This is a genomic window from Actinoallomurus oryzae, assembly GCF_039541955.1.
GTDB lineage: Bacteria > Actinomycetota > Actinomycetes > Streptosporangiales > Streptosporangiaceae > Actinoallomurus > Actinoallomurus oryzae.
The window spans coordinates 231,128-251,726 of the sequence record NZ_BAABHF010000054.1 but is presented as its reverse complement, the minus strand read 5'-3'; the positions used below and the strand labels follow the sequence as shown (position 1 = coordinate 251,726).

The following is a 20,599-nucleotide window of genomic DNA, read 5'->3' as shown; positions in this document are numbered from 1 at the left end:
GGCACACGCCCCCGGCTCACACCATCGGAACGGTCCATCCGGACACCCCGGCCAAAGGTCCCGACTCCGGAGACGTCCACGTCGCCGGTGCCGGTTTCGTCCCCAAGCCGCCCGACGCCGCCCCCGAGCCTCCTGAAGCCGTCGGCAAGCTTCCCGACGCTGTTGCCAAGCTTCCTGACAGTGCCGGCAAGCTTCCCAATGCCGCCGGCAAGCTCCCTGATGCTGCTGCCAAGCTTCCTGATGCTGCTGCCAAGCTTCCTGATGCTGCCGGCAAGCTTCCTGATGCTGCCGGCAAGCTCCCCGACGCCCCTGCCAATCTTCCCGCGGTCGCGCCCAAGCGTCCCGCAGCCGCCCCCGCACTTCCGGATCCCGGAGACGTTCACGTCGCCGGTGCCGGTTCGGCCCTCCCCGATGGAGGCTCGGGGCCTCCGGTCACGCCGGTGCCCACGAACGGGGGATCAGCACCTCCGCCGCCGGCGGCGCCTCCGGACGGGGGATCGGCCCCACCGGCTCCACCGGTCCCACCGGAATCTCCGGGAACGGCTGGCGGCGGTGGCCCGTCAGGGTTCGACGACAGAGCGCTGAGGGCACTGACCGAGGCACGGCAGATCGTGGCGCCGGACGGGCTGCTCCTCCAGGACGGCAGGGTGCGGCTGACCGACCAGAACGGTCAGACCATCTACATCGCGCCCGACAGGCTCCAGCATGTGGCGCACCAGCTGGCGGCGCGCGCCGCCGACGGCGCCACGATGGAACGCCTACGGGGCGAGGCGGCGGTGTGGCTCGGCGCCGAGATCGCCCGGGCCGCCCACCAAGCGCCGGTCGAAGGCTCACTGGACGCCCTCCACCGGCTGGCCGCGCACTCACCCGAGCACGCCGCCGTCGCCACCGCCCTGCGTCGTGAGGTCCGCATGGGCGACAAGAACGCCGACCCGGCCGAACGGCGGCTCGACGAGGACAGCCAGAAGCCGCCGAGCAAGATACTCCGGCCACACCTGCGGGAAGGCGACGCAAGCGACATCGTTCAGCGGGCGAAGGACCTCGCCGCCGACCCGTCCCAGCTCACCCCCGACCAGGGCGGCGCGCACGCGCACCACGGCGGCACGCATCCGGCCGCCGGCACGACGATCGCCCGGCCGGCGCACCTGGAGCACCTGAGCATGGACGAGGTGCAGTCGGCGCTGGACCGGCTGCACCCGTCGGACTTCGGCCGCGGTGTGACCGGCTGGCACTGGTCGACGGACGGCACGACCCTCCACGTACAGACCGAGCACTGGGGCACGGTCGACATCAAGGTCGACCTCCAACCGCAGGTCGGAAAGCTGCCGGACACCGTCTCGCAGTTCCACCACGGCAAGAACGGCGAGCCGTCGGAGCTCCAGATCGCGTCGTGGGCGATGTCTCGCGAGGCGGCGGAGGCGGCGGGCCTGCCGCCGGAGACGGTCGCCGAGGCGAGCGAGGTGCTGCCGACGCAGCTGCGACACGCCATCAGCGACGCGACCCAGCGGACCTCGGCGGAGACGGCCCGGTCCGGCCAGGGCGTGGTCCGCCGGGCGGCCTCCCGCGTGCGTACGGCCGTACACAACGAGGGACACGTCCGCCGTCTCATCGACGACCACCGGTACCTGGCGCGGCAGTTGCGGGCGACGACGGACCCGGCCGAGCAGACGCGCATCGCCGGCGAGATCGAGCAGGTGGCGCACGACCTGCGGACGGCCGGTCAGACGCCGCCCGAGCCGCCCGGGGTCTACGGGGCGGACGGATTCATCCCGGGACACAAGCCGCCGACCCCGCTGTCGGAGCTGACCGGGCGGGCGCGGGCGATGGCCGACTCGTTGCGCGACGACACCGCGGCCCTCATGCAGTGGGCCGGTGTGCACGAGGTGCGGGCGCACGATGCCTACGAGAAGGCCCAGGCGCAGAACGAGGCGGCGGCCAAGGCGGACGAGCAGAAGGACCGCGGGGCACCGGAGCGTGCCCGCAGCGCCCGCGACCAGGCCGAGGGGCAGGCACGGGAGAGGGAACGGCACAAGTACCTCGCCGACAAGTATGGAGCGGCGTTCGGGAAGGCCGAGGAGGCGAAAACGGCCTACCAGGAGCTGCAGTCCGAGCTCGAGCGCCTGGACGCCGAACCACCCTCGGAGCGGCACGCGAAGGCGTGCGCCGACGCGGCGCTGCTCCTCGCCCGCCGGGCCGAGGAGGCGTTCACCGAGTACAAGAACACGCTGGACGCCGTGCTGCCGGCGGACATCGTCAAGCCCGACGCCGTCGTCACGGGCCGCCTGCCCCTGCGCGACCGGCTCACCGACGTCAGCAACACCCTGCTGACCGAGCAGGGCGTCGACGATCATCTGAGCCCCGAGAGCTACGAGCACAAGCTGCGCGCCCAGTCCGGCGACCTGCTGTCGAAGGACGGCGCCCGGATACCTGTGGGCAAGGACGGCGCGGAGCTGCGTGTCCGGATGACTCTCAGCCACCTCGTCGAGAACCCCTACCCGGAGATGCAGCCCAAAGAGACGATCGGCGGCGGCTTCCGCGAGGGGGGCCAGACGAACGCGGCCGCGGCCAACCACAGTGTCACCGACGGTTTCGAGTACGACCTTGGCAAGCTGGCCCAGCTGGTGCCCTTCGAAAACGACTACGTGCACCTGTTCAAGGTCATCATGAAGATGTTCGGGCCCAGCGGTGAGTACGCGACGGGCCATGGATGGTCCGAGACCGGTAGCGCGCTGGACGACGCCCGGCCTGGCGACGTGGTGAACATCCGCGGAGGCAACGTCACGGCGCTCGAGGGCGTGCCCAAGTTCGAGGTCTGGGTCGTCCACCCCGACGGCCGCGAGACGCCGGCCGTCCAGGTGACGACGGGCGCGCACGGTGACGCGACGACCGCTACCGCCCTGGTGTCGAACACATACACTCTCGAGCCGCCCAGGGGGGAGAACGTCTTCCAGCTGGCCCCGAGCGAACGGCGGCAGACCACCCTGCCTCGCCACAAGGTCATCGAGATGAACGGCCTGGACGAGCTGTACGACAAGGTGGTCAAGCAGCTCAAGGCCGAGAAGGCCACACTCGACACCGATGCCCTCAGACATCTGCGCCACGTGCTGACAGCCGAGCCCAAGAGTCACCTGAGCGCGATGGCCGACACCTCGGGCCCGCTTCCCAAGAATCCGCTCCGCGTCATCCCGGGGACCAACCTGGTCATGCGGCTGACGGCGGAGATCGACGTCGACCGGGCCGTGCCGTCGGCGGCGGGCAAGGTGGACTGGAAGGAGATCGTCGAGGTCGGTTCCGGCAGCGTCAACGGCACCGACGTGTACAAGGTCTCCAGCAGCGGGTCCACCAACATCCCGTTCAACCCGCTCGGCAAGGCGATCGACCTCCTGCCGGGGCACGGCGACTTCGACGTGAGCTTCGGGCCGAAGTTGAACGGATCCCTCGGGGTCACTCATACCGAGACGGTGAACGTCAACCGGGCGACCATCCCGGTGACCGTAACCCGCCACGTCGGCCATACGGTGGCCGAGGAGCTTCCCAAGGGCGCTGTCGTGGTCAAGGCCCACATCTATTCGATCGACGGCAATCGCGTCATCGGCCCGATTTCTCAGGAGGTATCCGCCAAACTCCGGTTCGAGGAGTCGGACGCCCTTCGTTACGGATTCCCCGGCGACGTCGAGGCGCAGGTGAAGACGCCGGACGGCGAGGTGGTCCGGAACGCCGACGGCTCCCGCGTGCTGCGCGACGATCCCGTGCCCGGCACGCCCGAGGGCTACAGGCCCACGCTTCCGGTCTGGTTGGGCGACGGCCCGGGGCAGATTCGCGGGAACCCGGGATTGGTGTCGGATATCACCGGCGTCGACGAAGGCCTGGTCGACGGGATGCCCACGTTCAAGAAACTCGGCCTCGTGCCCGAGGTGACCGATGCGGTCGGGCTGCCGCAACCGTCGGAGGGGAAGCCGAACGAAGCCCAGATCATGACGCAGGCGGTGAACCAGCGAAAGCTGGAGGAGCTCGGTGACCGCATTCGCACCGACTACGGCCAGGCGGTCAAGAAGAGCGGTATCAGAACCGTACTGAAGCGCGTCACGCCGCACGGGGCGCCCGAGGAGTACGAGCTCACCACTTACGTCAAGCCGGATTTCCAGCACTGGCGTCCTACCGGTGTGGACGCCACCAAGAAGCCCGTCAAACTGGGCATCGACTCGAAGAGTAACGGCCTGGCCGTGAGCAAGGCCGTGCCGAAGGGCTATGGCGGCGAGGTGTCCGGCGACCACAAGCCCGCCGAGCACCACTCCGGGGCCGAAGAGAAGCTCGGTGTCTCCGGTGGCGGCACCCGCGAGTCGAGCATGAGCGACACCGAGTCGGTCATGATCAACGACGTGGACATCACCGAGAGCAATGTCCCCAACCAGGTCGGGGAGTTGGACCAGACGGTCGTCCACGTACTCCGCGATCCCAGCGGCAAGGTGGTCGGCGAGTGGTCCGGCCACGGGCACGCGAAGCTCGAGATATCGGTCGACTGGCTGCCGCACGAGGATGCGTCTCCCGCCCCGGTCCCCCCCAAACCGGTCGGTGAGGCCCCGGAGACGTCGCGCAAGGTGGCCGGCAAGGCGATCTGGCGTCAGATCGACGCCGGTGACCTGATCGATCAGGTGCACGCCAAGCTGCGCGAAAGAGGAGTGCGGCCGCCGGGCGGCATCGCGGTCATGCTGAGCGAGCCGAGCCTGCGCTCTCCCGGGCACGCCGCCAAGTGGCTCGGCCACGGTTATGAGAGCTCGGTGACCGTCGACCCGCACGGCATGCAGCCGAAGCGATACACCATCAAAGTGACGGGAACGGTGGGGGAGTCCAAGCTCGTCAGCCTGGTCGACGAGGTCAGTGGAAAGATCAACCTTTCCGCCGTCGGTACGACGAGGTCGGAAGGGAAGACGAAAGGCTGGAACGCCACCGGCACGGCGAGCGGGACCGCCCACCACGGCACCGACCTCACCGACGGTGGCACCGGAGACCTCAAGAAGACGGGGAGCACCGCGACCAGCCACTCGCAGAGCAACACCTCGGGCAAGGAACGCCTGAAGATCGAGATCGACCCGGACCTGATCAACTGGACGAGCGTCCGCTTCGATGTGGAGATCAGCGACCCGGCCGCGGGCTGGAGCGAGCACGTGACCGTGGACGCCCCGAGCGTCTACTCGTTGTCGGAGAGCGACGCCCTGGACCTTCAGGAGCAGGGAGAGCTGACGCTGTCGCCGGAGCACATGGCCGACGTGATGCAGCGTTTCCTGGACGACAACCTCGTGTCGGACCCCGAGGTGGTGGCCCGGCAGGTCAACCGTTATCTCGACCATCTCGCCCAGGCCCGGCAGGCGGGCGATCCGGTGCCCGAGTTGTCGCAGGACCACACGGCGGAGGCGTTCGCCCGCAAGGCGGCCTCCGTCGTGAAGAGCGTGTCGCCGGATGTCCCGGAGCAACAGGCCGGTCACACCATCGCCCACGCATCTCAGCTGGTGGCGGCGGGACAAGAGGTCCCGGAGCAGGTGGCGAGAAAAGAAGTCGCGGTGCACCCCATGCTGAATCGGACCCTCGCGACGAGCCTCGTCGACGGATACGAGTTCCACGGACCGGACGGCGGTGAGACGAGCGTGTTGGGCGGCGTGCTGAAGGCCGTCGCACAGCGTTCGCCTCAGGTTCTGCAGACGGATCCGACTCTGAGCCAGCGCCTGTCGGACCGGTTCGAGGGTAGGACGTGGGAGGGGCTCGCCGACAACATGTTCGACCCGTGGGGTTCCGTCGGCACCTTCCGCGTCCGTGTCGTGGGCCCCGACGGCACGGTCTCCAGCGAGGTGCTCGATGTCCAGATTCGGGCCGAGTTCACCGGAAAGCCGGAGCTGCTAGGCGTCAGCAAGCACGTGGTCCACATCGAGCAGACCTACAACTGGGAGGGCGAGAACAACACCAGGACCCACAACCATTCGCTCGGAGGGGACGTCGACGTCTCCGACGGTTCGGCCGACGGCGGTGTCGACGGTACGGTCGCGACCGGACGGAACCGGTCCGAAGGCAGTACCACGGGTAACACCGCGGTAAAGCTCAACCGGTACAGCCCGTACGACACGGGCGACGCCCCGGAAGGCAAAAAGGGCTCGGCCAGGATCGAGCAAACCCTCAAGTTCACGATCACCGTCGATCAGCATCCTCTTGCGCCCGGCCAGACGAAGGTGAAACCGCGGCCGGACGCCCCGGAGCCCGTCACGACCGAACTCCAGGGTCCCTTCAGACGGTGGGTGCCGGCCCGATGGGTGGATCCCCTGCAAGCGCATCCTGCCGGGCGTCCCGACGCCGCGTCGGTGCCCTCGGCTGAGCCGGCGCCTTCGGCTGAGGCCGGGCGTCCCGACGCCGCCTCGGCGCCTTCGGCCGAGCGTCCCCCCGCATTGAAGGGAGTGCCGGCCGACCCCCGTCCGGTGGCGCTGGTCGGCGACCGGTACTACGTGCACGATGTCGAGGCGGAGCAGGCGTACAAGGTCATGCGGGAGACTTTCGTCAAACTGCTCGGCAAGGGATCGGAGCGCGAAGTCGAACGACAGCTGGCGCACCAGTGGTCCTCGCTCGCACGGACGGCGCCGATGAACTTCCGGCGAATGGTCGGTGAGCAGGGCTACGACATCCGGATCGGCTTCGGAAACCGGACGGCGACCACGAAGGTCCATCTCGACCTGTACCGCCTCAAGATCAACGACATCGGTGGCGCGGAGGTCAGCCAGGTCGACCGGTGGGAACGGACGACGTCCGCGTCCGTCACCGTCGGTCACCTGGCACCGGTCAGTGGCAGCGGCAAGGCCGGGGACGCCATCACCGGGTTCGGATACAAGCGGTCCGTCGGAGCGCAGGCGTCGCAGACCATCACCGACAACAGCGGGGACCGCCGCGAGACGAGCGAGTTCAACGAGTCGAACCAGTCCGCGGCCGGATCTCTCAAGGGCACCTTCCGCATGGTCGCCAAACAGGGCCGCAAGGAGGTCGAGATGACCGCGGACGGCGAAGTGCACCTGACGCTCGCCGGCCCGGAACTCGACGCCACCCGCAGGGCGCAGGAGGCGGGTGACACCCGCGAACCGGCCTGGGACGTCGATCCGTCCGCCGGGAAGACCCGGCGGAGGCTCGGCCGTCCGAAGTTCGATGAGGTCCGCGTCGAGGACGGCAAGGGGGTGGAGGCACTCACCGGGGCCATGATGCAGGCGGCGCTGGACGGAAAGGAGGTCTTCATCGAGGTGCGGGAAGGCGACGCCCCGCCCCACCGCTACCGGGTCTCCCAGGACCGCAAGGTGCACAACGCGGACTCACTGCCCAATGGGGACCCGTGGACCGACGGCGGATTCGCCGAGGCCTTCTCGGGCCTGCCCGAGCCGCTCATGCGCCTCGCCGGCGAGCACAGGATCAATCTGCGGAGACTGTTCGAACAGTCGACGGTGCCGGGAAGCCTCGCGGACAAGCTCCGCGGGGAGCTGACGCGGCGCGGTGTGACGATCCCGCCGGAGGTGCAGCCCACGCTACGGAACTGGCTGGGCGGGCCGCACCAGACTCCGCACAGCGGCGGTCTGTCCGGCGACGGCGCGTCGCCGACCGGCAGCATTTAGGGCTGAGGAGACTGGTCCGATGACGTTCGCGGTGGCGCGGAGCAGGGACGAGGCACATCTGTACCTCGACCTGCATCCCTGTGACGACTGCGGCTCGGTGGAGACCACGTGGGACAACGCGGTGGCCGTCATCGACGGCGAGCTGGCGAACCGCTACACGGGCACCTGTGAGGGCTGCGGGAAAAAGCGGGAGTTCTGGTTCGGCCTGCCCGAGAAGGAGATCATCCCCGAGGAGTATCCGACGTTCGGCGGGCCAGAGCCGTCGCAGCTGCTCGACGCGGGTCAGTGGCGGTGGGTGGCCGACATCATCACCGCCGACCTGCCCGAGGACGATCCCCACGAGGCGCGCCGCTCGCTCGCGGTCGCGCGGGCCGCGGTCGAGGAGGTCATGAAGTTCATCCCACCCGGCGAGGACGCCGTGCCCGACGGCGCGTTCTGGTCCGAGCAGGGCCGGGAGGTGTACGCGGCCGAGCCGTCGCGGTTCACCATCGACCGCCTGCTCGCCGCCCGGACCGCCTATCGTGATCAGGCGAAAGGTTACCCGGACGAGAAGGCACCAGAGCGTGACTGAACCGGCGCGGTACGCGAGAACCCTCGTGGAGGCCCACATCTACATCGGCCTGACGGTGGCGGCGGCTGCCGGGGCCGACGAGGTCCTCGGCGACACCAGCGAGGAGACGACCCTCACCGAGGGCGCGGACGCCTGGACGCTGCGCCACGAGGGCGCCCCGGGCGGCCCGCCCATCGAGGTGCTCGTACGCTACGAGTCCGAGTCCGAGGCGCGGCGCTACGATCTGCGGTTCGGTACGGGGCTCTCGCAGCTGATCGACGCGGGGCAGTGGCTCCAGGTCGCGGTCATCTTCGCGCGCCGGGCGTGGAGCGAGGGCCTCTTCTACACCGAGAACCCGACCGGGGAAGAGGCTTACCTGTCGGTCGTCGAGGGCTGGGCGCTCGCCCGCGACGCGACCATCGAGGCGATCAAGTTCCTCACCGACGACGCCGAGGAACTCGGGGACGACGCCTTCTGGACCCCGATGGGCACGAGCGCGCGCCAGGCGTCGCCGGAACGCTTCACCCGCGAGCGGCTGGAGAACGACATCACCTTCTGCGAGCGGAGCCTCGACGACTTCCAGCGCCTCCACGCCCGTTAGTTCCGGCTCCAGGCCGCGCCGTCCAGACGGCGGCTTCGCGGCAGGCCCTCAGCTCTGGACGACGCGCAGACGGCGAGGCGGTGCCGTGGTCTCCGGCCGGGGCAGCAGCCCGCCGGCGCCGGGAACGATCGCGCCGAGCACGCGCGGACCGCTCGCGCCGGTGCACGAGGCGGCGGTGCCCGGCAGGCCGTGCGCGGTGAGCCAGCCGAGCACGGCGAAGGCGTAGGCCTCCTTCGCCCCGGAGGGGATGCCGAGCTCGTCGATCGTCCGCAGCGACGCGCCCGCCCGCCGGTCCAGTTCGGCCGCGAGGTCGGCCAGCAGCGCCGGGTTCGCCGTGCCGCCACCCGAGGCGATCACCTCCGCGACCCCGTACGGCGCGACCGCGCGGGCCACCGTGGTGGCGGTGAGCCGGGTCAGCGTCGCGAGCAGGTTCTCGTGGGAGGGGCGGTCGCCGCCGAGCGCGGCGAGCGCCTTGTCCACGTACGCCAGGTTGAACAGTTCCTTGCCCGTCGTCTTGGGTGGTGCCGCCGCGTAGTACGGCTCGGCCAGCAGCAGCTCCAGCAGGCCCTCGTGAACGGTCCCGGCCCGCGCGCCCGCCCCGTCGGCGTCGTAGCGGCGTGCGCCACCGGTCGCCTCCGCGACCACGGCGTCGAGCAGGCCGTTGGCGGGCCCGGTGTCGAACGCGACGGCCTCGCGGCCGTCGGCGACCACCGTGATGTTCGCGATGCCGCCGAGGTTGAGGGCCGCGCGCGGGACGTCCCCCGACAGCAGCAGCGTGTCGACCAGGCTCACGAGCGGAGCGCCCTGACCGCCGGCGGCGACGTCGCGGGTGCGCAGGTCGGCCACGACCGGCAGCCCGGTGCGCTCGGCGATCCACGCGGGCTGGCCGATCTGCAGGGTGCCGAGGACGCGGCCCTCCTCCACCCAGTGGAAGATCGTCTGGCCATGGGAGACCACGAGGTCGGCGCGTCCGTCCGCGAGCTCGGCGACGCCGCGGACGGCGGCCTCGGCGAACGCCTGCCCGATGCGGGTGTCGAGCGCGCAGATCTCGCCCGCCGTGGTCGTGGCCGGGGGGAGGGCGGCGGCGATGCGGTCGGCGAGGCCGGGCGCGTACGGAACCGAGAGCGAACCGAGCGGCCGCAGCGCCAGGTCCGCGCCGTGGGCGGTCAGCTCGGCCGCCGCCACCTCGATGGCGTCGAACGACGTTCCGGACATCAGGCCGAGGACGCGCACAGGCTCTCCACGATCGTCGAGGGGGCTGGATGACGACCCCAGCGTACGGCCGCCCGCGCCGTCACAGGAGCCGGCACCGGATTGACAACCGGCTAGTTGTGTAACCGATTGGTTGTGAGTAGGGTCGGCGCATGACAGTCGTGGAAGACGATCTGAGCCTGGTGTTCTCGGCCCTGGCCGATCCCACCCGGCGCGCGATCCTCGAGCGCCTCGCGCGCGGCGATGCGACGGTGAACCAGCTCGCCGAACCCTTCGCGATGACGCAACAGGCGGTCTCCAAGCACCTGAAGGTGCTCGAACGCGCCCGGCTCATCTCGCGGACCCGTACCGGGCAGTCCCGGCCCTGTGTGCTGGAGCCGGTGTGTCTCGACGCGGCCGTCGGCTGGATCGAGCGCCACCGGCAGGTCTGGACCGACCGCCACGACCGCCTCGACGCGCACCTGGCCGCACTGCGCGCCGCACGGGACCAGGGTGAGGGGACGACGCGATGACCGAGACCGGAGAGCTCACCTACCGGAGGGTGCACCGCGCGTCCCCGGAGCTGTTGTTCGACTGCATGACCACGCCCGAGCACCTGACCCACTTCTGGGGACCGGCCGGCACGACCACCCCGGTCGAGAACATCGTCGTCGACCTGCGGCCCGGCGGCGCCTTCGAGACCACCATGGTGAGCGACGCCGACGGCGGCACGTACACCATGCGGGCCGTGTACACGGAGGTCAGCCGGCCGCACCGCCTCGGGTGGATCGAGCCGGGCGTCGAGGGCGGCATGCGCACCATGATCACCTTCACCGATCTCGGCGACGGGCGCACCGAGGTCATCACCCACCAGACGAACGTGCCGGAGGCGTACCGCAGCGCCGAGGCGCGAGCCGGCTTCGCCACCAGCCTCGACCGCTTCGACGCCTACCTCGCCGGTCTCGATCTCTGAAGGAGCACACCATGCCGAAAGTGACGTCCGCCGACGGCACCACGATCGTCTACGAGCGCGACGGCGACGGACCGCCGCTCATCCTCGTCGACGGGGCCATGTGCCACCGGGGCGGGGGACCGATGCGGGCGCTCGCCGCCCGGCTGCGGCACGCGTTCACCGTCCACGCGTACGACCGCCGCGGGCGCGGTGAGAGCACGGACACGCCGCCGTACGCGGTGGCGCGGGAGGTGGAGGACCTGCGCGCGCTGATCGCGGAGGCCGGCGGCGAGGCCCACGTCTACGCGATCTCCTCGGGCGCGGCCCTGGCACTGGCGGCGGCCTCGTCCGGGCCGGGCATCGCGCGGCTGGCGCTGTACGAGCCGCCGTTCACGGCCGAGGCCGAGGCCGAAAGCGGCACGCGCCGGCGCGAGTACACCGAGCGGCTCACCGGGCTGCTCGCCGCCGGCCGGAGGGGCGACGCGGTGGCGCTGTTCATGACGAACGTGGGCGTCCCGCCGCAGGCGGTGGAGGGCATGCGCGGCGGGCCGGGCTGGTCCGCGATGGAGGCGATCGCCCCGACGCTCGCCTACGACGACGCGCTGCTCGGCGACGGCCGGGTGCCCCGGGCCCTCGCCTCGGCGGTCACCGTGCCGACCCTGGTGCTGTCCGGCGGCGCGAGCCCGGAGGCCCTCCGGCACGCGGCGAAGGCCACCGCGGACGCGATCCCGCAGGCCGAGCACCGCACCCTGGACGGCCAGACCCACGACGTGTCCCCGGACGCCCTCGCCCCGGTGCTGACCACCTTCTTCGCGGGCGGGTAGCGGGCACGGGATCGGCCCGGGGGGGCGGTGCCTTGGAGGCCGCCCGCAACCCTCGTCCGCGAGCGCGGCGCGACCGGGCGTGGGATCCCGGGGCGGTCCCTTAGGCTGTCGTTCGTGATCGAGCGCCTGTACGGTCCCGCCAGGGGATGGGTCGTGGCGAGCTGGGCCTGTAGCGCGATCTTCTTCGTCCTCCTGGCGTACGACGTGTTCTCCGGGCAGTTGCTGGACCCGCCCCGGTGGCTCGTCGCCGCCATGGCGGTGATCCTGATCGCCGGCGCCGGCACGCAGTACGTGGCTCTACGCCGCGAGCGGCGCCGGAGCCGCTCGCGCGCGCCGAGGCGGTGACCCCTCAGGAGAGCAGGCCCCGTTTGTACGCCTCGCCGACGGCGGCGGCGCGGTCGCGGACGCCGAGCTTGTCGTAGATGTGCAGCAGGTGCGTCTTGATGGTCGCCTCGCTGACGAACAGGCGCCTCGCCGCCTCGCGGTTGGTGGTGCCGTCGGCGATGAGGGCGAGCACCTCGCGTTCGCGCTTGCTCAGCGTGCCCTCGGACGGTCGCCGGACCCGGCCCATCAGGCGGCCCGCGACCGACGGCGACAGCACCGACTCACCCCGGTACGCCGAGCGCACCGCGCGCAGCAACTCCTCGCGCGGCGCGTCCTTGAGCAGGTAGCCCGTCGCCCCCGCCTCGATGGCGGGCAGGACGTCGCTGTCGGTGTCGAACGTGGTCAGCACGAGCACGCGTACGTCGGGGAACGCCTCGCGCAGCCGGGCGATCGCCTCCACGCCGCCCATGCCGGGCATGCGCAGGTCCATGAGCACGACGTCGGCGTCGCCGGCCCTGCGCACCGCCTCGGCGCCGTCGGACGCCTCGGCCACCACCTCCAGGTCGGGCTCGGCGGCGAAGACGCCGCGCAGGCCGTCGCGAACGATCGGGTGGTCGTCGACGATGAGTAGGCGGATCATGCTCCTCCTCCGGACGGAAGGGCGGGGACGCTCGCGTTGACCGCGGTGCCCTCCCCGGGGCTGCTCTCGACGGCCAGGTTCCCCGCGACGCGCAGCAGCCGCTGCCGCATCGACGACAGGCCGAACCCGCCGTCCGCGTCGCAGGGCTCGAAGCCGACGCCGTCGTCGCGTACGTCGAGCAGCACGACGTCGTCCATGTACGACAGCGTGAGCCCGACCCGTGTGGCCTTGGCGTGCTTGGCGACGTTCGTCAGGGCCTCCTGCGCGACGCGGAACAGCGCGACCTCCACGTCGGCGAGCATCGGCCGCGGCTCGCCGGTGGTCTCGACGCCCACCGCGATGCCGGTGGTCTGCGACCAGCGCTCGCTCATGCCGCTGATCGCCTCGGGCAGGCGCGCCTGCTCGAGGCGTTCGGGCCGCAGCGCGCGTACGGACCGGCGGGCCTCGGACAGGTTCTCCCGCGCCAGGGCCTGGGCCTGGTCGGTGAAACGCCGCCACTGGGACGGGTTCTGCCGGGCGGCCTCGAGCTGGGCGATGATCCCGGTGAACCCCTGCGCGAGCGTGTCGTGGATCTCCCGCGCCATCCGGGCGCGCTCGTCCAGGACCCCGGCCTCCCGCGCCTGGGTCAGCAGCTGGGCGTGCAGGCCGGCGTTCTCGGCGAGGGCGGCCTCGAGCTGGGCGTTGGCCTCGGCGAGGTCGCCGAGCATCACCCGCCGGCGGTCGTGCTGGCGGCCGAGCATCGTGTTGAAGAACAGGAACCCGCCGCCGAGACCGACGCCCGCCGCCGTGAAGATGAGGAAGATGGCGACCGTGGACCCGTCGATCCGCTGGATTCCGCCGACGTACGTGCTGGAGACGATCGCGGCCGTGGCGACCACGCCGGCCCACCGCCAGCGGGCGGGCAGGGCCGGCACCTGGAGATAGCCGCTCCAGGCGAAGAACCCGTAGAGCGGGCTCAGGTAGACGAGCGAGACGGACAGGAGTGTGAACACCGCGAAGTACACGACCCTCGCCCACGGCCGCCGGGTCCACGCGGGGCCGGAGCCGTCCATCACGAGCAGCCAGACCTCGGCGACCAGCGTGAGGCCGAGCGTGGTGAGCAGGCGCGGGAACGGGCTGGAGCCGGCCAGGAGCAGCAGAACGACCGAGACCGCGAGCGCACAGTGCGGAACGACGCGAAGCATGAGGGCCTCGCGTCGTTCCCACTGGCCGAGCGACAGCGGCACGGTCATTCCCACCTGAAGAGCTTGGTCGCGGCCACCCCGGCGACGACCGCGTACGCGGCCATTATGGCCAACTGCGTGCCACGCGGATCCGTCCCCATCCAGGCGTCCCGCATCGTCTTGAGGGTCGCGCCGAGCGGCGAGTAGTCGCCGATGTGCCGCAGGACCGCCGGCATCGCCTCGCGGGGGATGTAGACGCCGCCCAGGAACAGGTTCGGGAAGAACAGGATCATGCCGATCGCCTGACCGGCCTTGCCGCTGGGCGCCACAGCCGCGACCAGCAGCCCGATCGCGAACAGCGCCGCGATGCCGAGCAGCAGCGTGCCGAGGAAGGCGGGGAAGGCCTTGGGCACCGGCGTGCCGAACAGCACGTCGCCGAGGACGATGAGCACCGCCACGGTGAACAGCGCCGCCGCCGCGTACACGACGATCTGGGCGGCGAGCAGGTACACGGGCCGTACGGGCGTGGTGGCCAGGCGGCGCAGCACGCCCTTCTCACGGTAGCCGGCCAGGGCGGCGGGCAGCACGCTCAGCCCGAGAATGGCCAGGCAGATGCCCGCGCCGATCGCCGCGATGTACGCGGCGCCGGTCTGGCCGCCGAGGTCGGCGTCCGGGCGCCGGCTGCCGGGCTGGAAGCCGAAGCCGAGCAGCAGCCCGATCGGCAGCACCAGCACGAACAGCGGCACGACGAGCTCGCGCAGGGTGAGCCTGAACTCCATGAGGGTGATCCGGGCGAACATGTCAGGCCTCCTGGGCGATGCTGCGGCCGGTGAGGGCGACGAAGGCGTCGTCGAGACTGGTCTGCTCGACCCGGAGGTCGGCGGCGATGATGTCGTTGCGGGCGAGCACCGAGGTGACCGCCTGGAGGAGACCGCCCGTGCCGGTCACCGTGAGCTGGTCGCCGGACCGGGTCACCGTGTGCACCTCGGGCAGCTCCTTGAGCAGCCGGTCGTCCAGCGCGGGCGAGGGCCGGAACCGGATGCGCTGCTCAGGGTCGACGCGGGACACGAGTCCGGCGGGCGTGTCGACCGCCACGACCCGGCCCGAGTCGATCACCGCGATGCGGTCGCAGAGCCGCTCGGCCTCCTCCATGAAGTGCGTGACCAGCAGGATCGTGACGCCCCGGTCCCGTACCTGCTCGATGAGCCGCCAGGTGTCCCGGCGCGCCTGCGGGTCCAGCCCGGTGGTCAGCTCGTCGAGCACCGCGATCTCGGGGCTGCCCGCCAGCGCGAGCGCGATCGACACGCGCTGCTTCTGGCCGCCGGACAGCTTGCCGAACCGGGTGTCGCGCTTCCCGCCGAGGCCGAGCTCGTCGATGAGCCGTTCCCCGTCGGCGGGCCTGCGGTAGAAGGAGCCGTACAGCGCGATGGCCTCGGCGACCTTCATCTTCTCCGGCAGATCGCTCTGCTGCAGCTGCACGCCGACCCGCTGGGTGAGCTCGGCGCGGTCGCGCCGCGGGTCCAGCCCGAGCACCGAGACACGACCCCGGTCGGGGGCGCGCAACCCCTCCACGCACTCGACGGTGGTGGTCTTGCCGGCGCCGTTCGGGCCGAGGATCCCGAAGATCTCGCCCTCCTCGACGCTGAACGAGACGTCGTCCACGGCGACGGTGTCGCCGTAGCGTTTGTGCAGGTTGGTGACTTCGATGACCGGCATGACCGTGCTCCTCGGCTCTCCCTGGGTACGGTCATGAGCATCGCCCGCGCGACCATGACGGCGGATCGACCACCCGGGTACGCCGCGGGTGGATCGGCCTATCGACCGATCGGTGGACCCGGCCGCCAGACGGCCGAGGCCGGTCCCGGCTCACTGCGGCTGGTGGTGACCTCGGGTGAGACCGGCGAGGAGCAGGACGCCCACGGCGGCCGAGGCGGCGATGACGACGGCCATCGGGGCGGCCGAGTGCGAGCCGGCCAGCCCGACCAGCGGTGCGGCGACGGCTCCGACGACGTACTGCAGCAGGCCGAACAGGGCCGACGCGCTGCCCGCGACGTTCGCCGGGCGGCCCGTCAGGGCGAGCGCGGTCGAGTTCGGCAGGGTCAGGCCGATCGCGGAGACCACGAGGAACAGCGCGACCAGCACTCCGGGCAGGCCCAGCCCGCCGAACACGGCGACGAGCAGCAGCACGCCGCCGAGCAGCGAGATCCCAAGTCCTGCGGTCAGGAGGGTGATCAGCCGGACCCGTCCGACCAGCAGGCCGCTGACCTGGCCGAACGCCACGATGCCCAGGGAGTTGACGGCGAAGATCAGGCTGTAGGTCTGCGGCGACAGGCCGTAGATGTTCTGCACGACGAACGGCGATCCGGAGATGTAGGCGAACATCGCCGCGAAGGCGAAGCCGCCCGCCAGCGCGTACCCCATGAAGACCCGGTCGGCGCACAGTGCCCCGAAGGTCCGTACGGCCGCCCGGAGGCCGCCCGTGTGCCGCTCCGCGGGCGGCAGCGTCTCGCGCAGCCCCAGCATCGAGACGGTCATCAGCACGCCGAGGAAGGCCAGGACCCCGAACACGCCCCGCCAGGACGTGAAGCGCAGCACCTGTGCGCCGATCACCGGCGCGGCCACCGGCGCGATGCCGTTCACCAGCATCAACAGCGAGAAGAACCGGGCCGCGGCCGGGCCGTCGTGCATGTCGCGGACCACCGCCCGGGAGATCACGATGCACGCCGCCCCGGACACGCCCTGGATCAGCCGCAGCGCGACCAGCAGTTCCACGTTGGGTGCGACGACGCACGCCAGAGAGGCGACGGTGTAGATCGCGATGCCGGCGAACATCGGCCGCCGGCGGCCCCACATGTCGCTGATCGGACCGGCGATCACCTGCCCCGCGGCCAGGCCGATCATGCACGCCGTGAGCGTGAGCTGGACGAGGGAGGGCCCGGCCGCAAGATCACGGGTGAGCTTCGGCAGGGCCGGCAGGTACATGTCGATCGACAGCGGACCGATGGCGCTCAGCGCGCCCAGAATGAGGAACACGCGGATCCGCTCCGCCCTGCCCGCCGCGTGCCTGGTGCGCTCGGCGATGGCCGTCACCCGATCTCCTTCCGGTCTGAAGAACCTCAGGAGCTAAACAGACGGTGCTGACCTGGGAATTCCCGCACTGACCTGGGCATTCTCCGGGGGAAAGGGATGATCAGTGCTGCGGGCGGAGGCCGTCGAGCAGGTAGGTGAGCAGCCGGTCGGCGCTCTCCGGCGCGGACTGGGTCGCCACGGAGAGACCGTGGGTCAGGCGAAGCAGGTCCTCGACGGTCACCTCGGGGCGTACGGTGCCGGCCCGCTGGGCCTCGGCGAGCACCGTGCCGGCCGCGCCCCGGATCTCGTCGTGGCAGCGGGCGAACAGGTCCGAGCGTACGTCGATGACCTCTTTCAGGGTCTGCATCAGGCCGCGCCTGCTCGTGGCGTACTCGGCGAACGACCGCATCCAGGCGGCCAGCGCGTCCCCGCTCCGCTCGGTCTCCAGCAGCTCGTACGCCTTGGCGCACAGGCCGTCGACCTGCTCCTGGTACACGGCGGCCTGGAGTGCCAGCCGGGTCGGAAAGTGGCGGTAGAGCGTGCCGATGCCGACGTGCGCGCGCCGGGCGATGTCCTCCAGCGGGGCGTCCGCGCCGTGTTCGAGGAAGGCGGCCTTGGCCTCGTCGAGCAGCCGCTTGTAGTTGCGGCGCGCGTCGGCGCGCATGGGGCGCTGATCGGCGGTCGTCATCGCTCCTCCGGGCACGGTTGCGTACCGGAGGATACCTCCGTATCGTAACGGAGGCACCCTCCGGTTAGGCCCGGGCGGCCCCGACAGCCACTTCGGGGGACGCCCGGTGCACTTCCTGCAGAAGGAGTCTATGACTCATGTCCCAGCAGACCGTCTCTCCGCGCGGGACGCCGATCGCCGGCGGACCCGCGCGGCACGCGCGTCACCCCGGGATCTCCCTGGCCGTGATCGTCGCGTGCCAGCTCATGGTCGTGCTCGACGCGACCGTCGTCTTCGTCGCCCTACCCGAGATCCAGAGCAGCCTGCACTTCTCCGCCACCGGCCTGTCGTGGGTCAGTAACGCCTACTCGCTCACGTTCGGCGGCCTGCTGCTGCTCGGCGGGCGCGCCGGTGACATCCTCGGCCGCCGCCGGGTGTTCGTCACCGGCATCGCGGTGTTCACTCTGGCCTCACTGGCCGGCGGGTTCGCCACCTCGGCCGCGTGGCTGCTCGCCGCCCGCGCCGTCCAGGGCGGGGGAGCGGCGCTCGCGGCGCCCGGCGCGCTCGCCCTCATCACCACCAACTTCGCCGAGGGGTCCGAACGTAACCGCGCCCTCAGCATCTTCTCCGCCACCAGCTCGGCGGGCGCGTCCGTCGGCCTGATCCTGGGCGGCGTGCTCACCGACTGGGCCTCCTGGCGGTGGGTCCTGTTCATCAACGTGCCCGTGGGAGCGGTGGTGCTCCTGCTCGCCCCGATGTTCCTGGCGGAGACCGAGCGGCACCGCGGCCGGCTCGACGTCATCGGCGCGGTCACGTCCGTCACGGGCATGGTCGCCCTGGTCTACGCGTTCATCCGCGCCGCCGACGCGGGCTGGAGCGACACGACGACGCTCCTGGCGGTCGCCGCCGGGGTGGTCCTGCTCGCGGCGTTCGTGACGGTGGAGGCGCGGGCGGGGCAGCCGGTGGTGCCGCTCCGTCTCTTCGCCGACCGGGCCCGCGCGGGCGCCTACTTCGCCATGCTGCTGCTCGCGGCGGCCATGTTCGGGATGTTCTTCTTCCTCGTCCAGTTCCTGCAGAACTCCCTCGGCTTCAGCCCGCTGAAGGCCGGGCTGGCGTTCCTCCCGATGACCGGGCTGCTGTTCGGCGTCGCACGGCTGGCGCCGCGGCTCGTGCCGAGGTTCGGCGCGCGGCGGCTGATGCTGGCCGGCCTGCCGTTCATGCTGGCCGGGATGCTCTGGCTCACGCGCCTGACCGCGTCGAGCGGCTACGCGGGGGCCATGCTCGGACCGCTGGTCCTGTTCGGCCTGGGCGCCGGGATCGTGTTCCTGCCGCTCACCCTCACGATCCTGTCCGGCGTACGCCGGGAGGACTCGGGGGCGGCGTCCGGCCTGCTGCAGACCATGCAGCAGGTCGGCGGTGCCCTGGGGATGGCCGTGCTGGTCTCGGTGTTCGGCACGGCCGGCCGGCACGGCGGCGCCGTTCACGGCACCTCGGTCGCCTTCGCGGTGGCGGCGGCGTTCGTCACGGTGGCCCTGGCCACGGCGATCGTCTTCGTACGGCGCTCCGCCCGCTGAGCGCGGCGTGAGCCGGCCGTCGGCGCGGGGGCGCGACGGCCGGCTCACGACACCGGGCGCCGCTCGCGGCCGGGACCTGGACACCGGCCCGGCATGTGCCCGAAGTCCCTTCCGACGCACGCTCAGGGGCCGCCGTGGACGGTGACGCCGGTCCCCTGCTCGGCGGGCGGCGCCGGCCGGGCGTACATCGCGCCGGCCAGGACGAGCACCCCGCAGGCCAGCAGCGGTGCCGCCAGCACGAGCGGCCGCCGTACGCGCCGGGCCGGGGTCTCCACGAAGTGGAACGACAGCACGCTCAACGCGAAGGCGGCGGCGATCTCGCCCGCCACCTGGAGCGGCCATGCGAGGTGGGCGTGCCGGTGCACGGCGAAGACGTGCACCGGCCAGTGCCACAGGTACAGCGAGTAGCTGAGACGACCCACGTAGACGACCGGACGCGCCCGCAGCAGGCGCGCCGCCCGGCAGCCGGGCACCGCGACCAGTGCCGCGATGACGACGGCCGCCGCCACGCCGGCCACGGCCAGGCCGCCTTCGTACAGCCACGGGGCCTCGATCCGCGCGGTCGCCCAGAGAACGGTCAGCGCGGCGACCGCGAGGGCGAGCGCCGGGCGGACCACCGCGCGCCTGCCTGGTGGCAGCCGCCGGTCCCACGAGCCGTCCGGGGCCGGGGCCGTACGGGTCAGGGCCAGCGCGCAAAGCACGCCGAGGAGCAGGGCGCCGCTGCGCGCGTCGGTGCCGAGGTAGGCGCGGTCGGTACCCTCGCCGCGGAACAGCAGCGCCCCCGTGGCGTACGAGGTCACCGCTCCGGCGGCGGCCACGACGGCCAGTGCGCGCCGCGAGCGCACGGTGAGCAGCACCGCGATGAGCACGAGCGGCCAGACCAGGTAGAACTGCTCTTCCACGGCCAGCGACCACAGGTGGGTCAGCGGCGCGCCGGAGGTTAGGGCGCCCCAGTACGAGACACCGGCGAAGATCGCGTACCAGTTGGACACGTAGGTCAGCGCCGCCACGGTCTGGGCGTCGGTGGTGGAGCGCAGTTCGGGCAGCGCGCCGAGGTGGAGCCAGACCTGCACCACGACGAGCAGCGCCAGGACGGCCGGCAGCAGGCGGCGCGCCCGGCGGCCCCAGAACCGCGCCCAGGCGATGGAGCCGGTGCGGTGCCATTCGGTCAGCAGCAGCCGGGTGATGACGTATCCGGAGATGACGAAGAACAGATCGACGCCGAGGAACCCGCCTCGGACACCGAGGCCGAGGTGAAAGGCGATCACCCCGGCCACCGCGACCGCGCGGAGCCCGTCGACGGCGCCGATCCGCTCGTCACCGGTGAGACGGCGGGGCGGGGCGCCCGCCGGCGCCCCGCCCGTTCTGGCCGCCTCGGCGACCGGGCCCGTTCCGCGTTGTGGGTTCACG

General features: G+C 71.6%; 17 protein-coding genes. 8 read left to right on the top strand and 9 right to left on the bottom strand.

Features of this window, described 5'->3' with window-relative positions; translation table 11 throughout:
* Positions 1-383 (bottom strand): hypothetical protein (locus tag ABEA10_RS43885; protein ID WP_345474485.1); only part of this gene is annotated, 383 nt, incomplete at its 3' end.
* 228 nt (positions 384-611) lie between these two features.
* On the opposite strand from ABEA10_RS43885, the gene ABEA10_RS43880 reads away from it, so the two are divergent.
* The 3 genes from ABEA10_RS43880 to ABEA10_RS43870 are packed head-to-tail and all read left to right on the top strand — an operon-like array spanning position 612 to position 8,785.
* Complete coding sequence (locus tag ABEA10_RS43880; RefSeq protein WP_345474483.1) at positions 612-7,634, top strand: hypothetical protein; 7,023 nt, start codon at positions 612-614, stop codon at positions 7,632-7,634.
* A 19-nt stretch (positions 7,635-7,653) separates the two neighbouring features.
* A complete protein-coding gene (locus ABEA10_RS43875) occupies positions 7,654-8,205 on the top strand; it encodes a hypothetical protein (RefSeq protein WP_345474481.1) in 552 nt (183 codons plus the stop codon).
* Entirely contained in the window at positions 8,198-8,785 is a 588-nt protein-coding gene (locus ABEA10_RS43870) for a hypothetical protein (protein WP_345474479.1), read from the top strand. The genes ABEA10_RS43875 and ABEA10_RS43870 overlap by 8 nt, the downstream gene beginning before the upstream one ends.
* 48 nt (positions 8,786-8,833) lie before the next feature.
* Here ABEA10_RS43870 and ABEA10_RS43865 read toward each other — a convergent pair whose 3' ends face one another.
* On the bottom strand, positions 8,834-10,018 hold the full coding sequence (locus ABEA10_RS43865) for an anhydro-N-acetylmuramic acid kinase (protein ID WP_345474477.1): 1,185 nt from the start codon (positions 10,016-10,018) through the stop codon (positions 8,834-8,836).
* 131 nt (positions 10,019-10,149) lie between these two features.
* On the opposite strand from ABEA10_RS43865, the gene ABEA10_RS43860 reads away from it, so the two are divergent.
* The 4 genes from ABEA10_RS43860 (at position 10,150) to ABEA10_RS43845 (ending at position 12,097) form a co-directional block, all read left to right on the top strand.
* Positions 10,150-10,509: an ArsR/SmtB family transcription factor gene (locus tag ABEA10_RS43860; RefSeq protein WP_345474475.1), complete on the top strand. Its 360-nt coding sequence runs from the start codon at positions 10,150-10,152 to the stop codon at positions 10,507-10,509.
* The gene (locus ABEA10_RS43855) at positions 10,506-10,949 is read left to right on the top strand and encodes an SRPBCC family protein (RefSeq protein WP_345474473.1); all 444 of its coding nucleotides are present in this window, start codon (positions 10,506-10,508) and stop codon (positions 10,947-10,949) included. Before ABEA10_RS43860 ends, ABEA10_RS43855 begins: the two co-directional genes overlap by 4 nt.
* 11 nt (positions 10,950-10,960) lie before the next feature.
* Complete coding sequence (locus tag ABEA10_RS43850; RefSeq protein ID WP_345474471.1) at positions 10,961-11,752, top strand: alpha/beta fold hydrolase; 792 nt, start codon at positions 10,961-10,963, stop codon at positions 11,750-11,752.
* A gap of 114 nt (positions 11,753-11,866) precedes the next feature.
* Complete coding sequence (locus tag ABEA10_RS43845; RefSeq protein ID WP_345474469.1) at positions 11,867-12,097, top strand: hypothetical protein; 231 nt, start codon at positions 11,867-11,869, stop codon at positions 12,095-12,097.
* Positions 12,098-12,101: 4 nt separating this feature from the next.
* Here the strand turns inward: ABEA10_RS43845 and ABEA10_RS43840 are convergent, their stop codons facing one another.
* The 6 genes from ABEA10_RS43840 to ABEA10_RS43815 all read right to left on the bottom strand — a co-directional run bounded on the left by ABEA10_RS43840 (position 12,102) and on the right by ABEA10_RS43815 (position 17,636).
* Complete coding sequence (locus ABEA10_RS43840) at positions 12,102-12,716, bottom strand: response regulator (protein WP_345474468.1); 615 nt, start codon at positions 12,714-12,716, stop codon at positions 12,102-12,104.
* Positions 12,713-13,948 carry a sensor histidine kinase gene (locus tag ABEA10_RS43835; protein WP_345474492.1) on the bottom strand — a complete coding sequence of 412 codons (1,236 nt, stop codon included), beginning with the start codon at positions 13,946-13,948 and terminating at the stop codon, positions 12,713-12,715. The genes ABEA10_RS43840 and ABEA10_RS43835 overlap by 4 nt, the downstream gene beginning before the upstream one ends.
* A complete protein-coding gene (locus ABEA10_RS43830) occupies positions 13,945-14,679 on the bottom strand; it encodes an ABC transporter permease (RefSeq protein WP_345474467.1) in 735 nt (244 codons plus the stop codon). The genes ABEA10_RS43835 and ABEA10_RS43830 overlap by 4 nt, the downstream gene beginning before the upstream one ends.
* 1 nt (position 14,680) lies before the next feature.
* Entirely contained in the window at positions 14,681-15,595 is a 915-nt protein-coding gene (locus tag ABEA10_RS43825) for an ABC transporter ATP-binding protein (protein WP_345474465.1), read from the bottom strand.
* A gap of 150 nt (positions 15,596-15,745) precedes the next feature.
* Positions 15,746-16,969: a multidrug effflux MFS transporter gene (locus ABEA10_RS43820; RefSeq protein WP_345474463.1), complete on the bottom strand. Its 1,224-nt coding sequence runs from the start codon at positions 16,967-16,969 to the stop codon at positions 15,746-15,748.
* A 100-nt stretch (positions 16,970-17,069) separates the two neighbouring features.
* Positions 17,070-17,636 carry a TetR/AcrR family transcriptional regulator gene (locus ABEA10_RS43815; RefSeq protein WP_345474461.1) on the bottom strand — a complete coding sequence of 189 codons (567 nt, stop codon included), beginning with the start codon at positions 17,634-17,636 and terminating at the stop codon, positions 17,070-17,072.
* 137 nt (positions 17,637-17,773) lie between these two features.
* Here ABEA10_RS43815 and ABEA10_RS43810 point away from each other — a divergent pair, with 137 nt between their 5' ends.
* A complete protein-coding gene (locus ABEA10_RS43810; RefSeq protein ID WP_345474459.1) occupies positions 17,774-19,189 on the top strand; it encodes an MFS transporter in 1,416 nt (471 codons plus the stop codon).
* A 122-nt stretch (positions 19,190-19,311) separates the two neighbouring features.
* On the opposite strand, the gene ABEA10_RS43805 is transcribed toward ABEA10_RS43810, so the two are convergent.
* A complete protein-coding gene (locus ABEA10_RS43805; protein WP_345474457.1) occupies positions 19,312-20,598 on the bottom strand; it encodes an acyltransferase family protein in 1,287 nt (428 codons plus the stop codon).
* Between the last annotated feature and the right edge of the window lies 1 nt (position 20,599).

Coding starts and splice junctions, on each gene's coding strand:
- ABEA10_RS43875 (WP_345474481.1), top strand. CDS start 7,654: ATGACGTTCGCGGTGGCGCGGAGCAGGGACGAGGCACATCTGTACCTC.
- ABEA10_RS43860 (WP_345474475.1), top strand. CDS start 10,150: ATGACAGTCGTGGAAGACGATCTGAGCCTGGTGTTCTCGGCCCTGGCC.
- ABEA10_RS43855 (WP_345474473.1), top strand. CDS start 10,506: ATGACCGAGACCGGAGAGCTCACCTACCGGAGGGTGCACCGCGCGTCC.
- ABEA10_RS43850 (WP_345474471.1), top strand. CDS start 10,961: ATGCCGAAAGTGACGTCCGCCGACGGCACCACGATCGTCTACGAGCGC.
- ABEA10_RS43840 (WP_345474468.1), bottom strand. CDS start 12,716: ATGATCCGCCTACTCATCGTCGACGACCACCCGATCGTTCGCGACGGC.
- ABEA10_RS43835 (WP_345474492.1), bottom strand. CDS start 13,948: ATGACCGTGCCGCTGTCGCTCGGCCAGTGGGAACGACGCGAGGCCCTC.
- ABEA10_RS43830 (WP_345474467.1), bottom strand. CDS start 14,679: ATGTTCGCCCGGATCACCCTCATGGAGTTCAGGCTCACCCTGCGCGAG.
- ABEA10_RS43825 (WP_345474465.1), bottom strand. CDS start 15,595: ATGCCGGTCATCGAAGTCACCAACCTGCACAAACGCTACGGCGACACC.
- ABEA10_RS43815 (WP_345474461.1), bottom strand. CDS start 17,636: ATGACGACCGCCGATCAGCGCCCCATGCGCGCCGACGCGCGCCGCAAC.
- ABEA10_RS43810 (WP_345474459.1), top strand. CDS start 17,774: ATGTCCCAGCAGACCGTCTCTCCGCGCGGGACGCCGATCGCCGGCGGA.